At 53.2% G+C, this 2,428-nt stretch carries 3 protein-coding genes; 2 read left to right on the plus strand and 1 reads right to left on the minus strand.

Translation table 11 applies throughout. The features are described from left to right. Positions 1–26 precede the first annotated feature (26 nt). Positions 27–1,241, minus strand: coding sequence for a CDP-glycerol glycerophosphotransferase family protein (locus ACNPN0_RS12330; RefSeq protein WP_448938555.1), 1,215 nt, complete (start codon positions 1,239–1,241; stop codon positions 27–29). Between the two features lie 379 nt (positions 1,242–1,620). On the opposite strand from ACNPN0_RS12330, the gene ACNPN0_RS12335 reads away from it, so the two are divergent. Continuing rightward, positions 1,621–2,184, plus strand: a complete 564-nt coding sequence (locus ACNPN0_RS12335) for a YceD family protein (protein WP_105659218.1) — start codon at positions 1,621–1,623, stop codon at positions 2,182–2,184. Positions 2,185–2,186: 2 nt separating this feature from the next. After that, positions 2,187–2,390, plus strand: coding sequence for a 50S ribosomal protein L32 (rpmF, locus tag ACNPN0_RS12340; RefSeq protein ID WP_013348816.1), 204 nt, complete (start codon positions 2,187–2,189; stop codon positions 2,388–2,390). Positions 2,391–2,428: the final 38 nt, after the last annotated feature.

Consider the following 2,428-nt stretch of genomic DNA (forward strand, 5'->3'; position numbering starts at 1 on the left):
CGGCACCACTATGCTGCTGAAGCTGGCTAGTGATCAGTGACGCTGTCTTCTTGCACTAGCGCCAGCGTTTCTGCAACGAAACGTTGCATGCTGGCACCGGGGGAAACGTCGCCAAAGTAGTAATTGACCAGTCCTCGTAGCTGCGGGTTGTTGCCGGCCAAGGCTTCTCGCGCCAGCCGGCTGATTTCCGTTGCCGCCGCAGCTGTAAGGGCAGGCACCTGTTGCAGCGCTGGAGATTCATCAACGGTAGCCTCGGTGGACATCGGTTGCGTCACGAACATTGGTTTCCCTGTAGCCAAAAAGTCATAAGCAACTGCGGAAATGTCGGTCACGCAAAGGTCAGCAGCTGACCACTGCCAGCCCCAGTCGGCCGAGTCATCGAAAATGAATTGGGCTTTCGAAGTTTCGCTGTGCGCCCTCAGCTGTTTTCGGATTCTTTCTACGCCTTGCCCATAGGGTTTCGCACCCAGTCCAGAACGTGGATGGGGACGAAAAATAACGTTGAATCCACCGTCCTTGATCAGGGCGTCAATTAACTGTTCGCCGTGGGATAGTACTGAGCCATAATTCATGGAAGGCCGGTCGCCTTCCCACGTTGGGGCATAGAGAAGCGTTGGTAGTTCCTTATTCAGGTCGACAGGCGACGCATAATCCACATCTATTTGCGGACGCCCAGTTAACCGGCAACGCAACGAAGCGTCGAAATTGCGCAAGTGATTTACCAGGCGATCTCTAGCTGCTTCACCGGCTGAAAATACATAGTCGTAGGCCTTGAGCTGGTTGGACCACATGTAGGCTTTTTCGCTTTCGCCATGGCAGATGAAGACATGATTAGGCGCATTGAACCGCATGATTTGAAAGTTCCGGATATTTTGATTCACGTAGAACACCACACGTAGATCCTGGGATTGCATGAATCGCTCAATATCTTCCACGGCGGGGGCGAAGTGAATCGGTAGCGGGCATTCCTTGCGCAGTGACAGCGCAGTATCAGGACTTCGCACGATGATTACCACCGGCACGAACTCTGCCAAGGCTAAAAGCGGTTCGTACCATTGCCTGATCTGGTAGGCGTTGGCCATCTCATCGGGAAAGTGCAGCGCTACCTTGTACCGGTCGGCTCCCACGGGCAGGTGGCGTAGTTCTGTGGCGTGGTTCTGAATGAACTTCAGGTGTCGCCGTGTCTCAAAGCGCGCTTGCACTTTCTTGACGACGCTATTGACGGTTCGTAACACTTTCACGGAGAATCCCTCACCACTTAATTCGAAGCATGACCAAGCATAATTCGCTGGGCAAGCTTTCTTCGGGACGTTTGCTATAAGCCGTTTTGCGTCGCGCTCGCCCCTGGCGTTATTCCGATTCTTCTTCGAAGTCCGCGGCGCGGATTGCGAGGTCGGGAATGGTGGATTAGCAACGCGTGCAAGTAGGGATTGGCAGGTCGTATACGATATGCTGTGGTGAGTGCAACACCGGCATCGAGCTCTGAAAACTGGTTTCAGTTTGGGAACTTGGCCTACGGCAAGCTAAGATGAAATGTCGGACTATGTTTCTATAGGAGTCATCATTAGCGAAAAGCGTTCTGATCGATCGTCACACGGCGAACTCGATCGCAACTCGCCTCTGGTTTTTTCAACCAGGGAGCTCGGCCGTTCGCCTGGCTCAATGAAAACTCTCAATGAGCAGGTTTCGGCACCCGCAGATGTGGGAAATGCACTCATCGGTATTCGTGGAGGATCTGAGCTTGACTTAGATCTTCGCTTTGAAGCTGTGCATGAAGGAATTCTGGTATCGGGTACCGCTACAGCGCAAATCGCTGGGGAATGTGGACGATGCTTGGAGCCCATCGAGTACGACTTCGAGGCTGATATTCAAGAGCTCTTCTATTATGAAGAGAGCGAAGAATTCGAAGACGATGATGATGTGGATCAGTATTGGGTGGTCGGTGACTTGATTGACATCGATCCGGTAGTACGGAGCGCAGTGGTTACCGCCCTGCCGTTCCAGCCGGTTTGCCGGGAAGATTGCTTGGGGCTCTGCAGTGAATGCGGAATCAGCCTCAACGATGACCCTCAGCATGATCATGAGATCCTGGATCCACGTTGGGCAGCGCTAGCGCAGCTGTCCGACATTGTCGCAGAGGATGCGACAAATGATAAAACGTCAGACAAGAGAGAAGAGAAGTAGTCGTGGCTGTTCCAAAGCGGAAGATGTCCCGTGCGAATACTCGTGCCCGCCGTTCTCAGTGGAAGGCTACCGCACCGAACCTGGTGAAGACCGTTGAAAACGGTCGCGTAACCTACAGCCTGCCTCACCAGGCTAAGGTTGTCACCGACTCGGCTGGTACCGAATTGTTCCTTGAGTACAAGGGTCGCAAGGTCGCAGACGTCTAAGACATGTCTTCAAAAGAAGAACTTATGAAGCGTCTCGG

Source organism: Glutamicibacter sp. AGC84 (assembly GCF_053543575.1).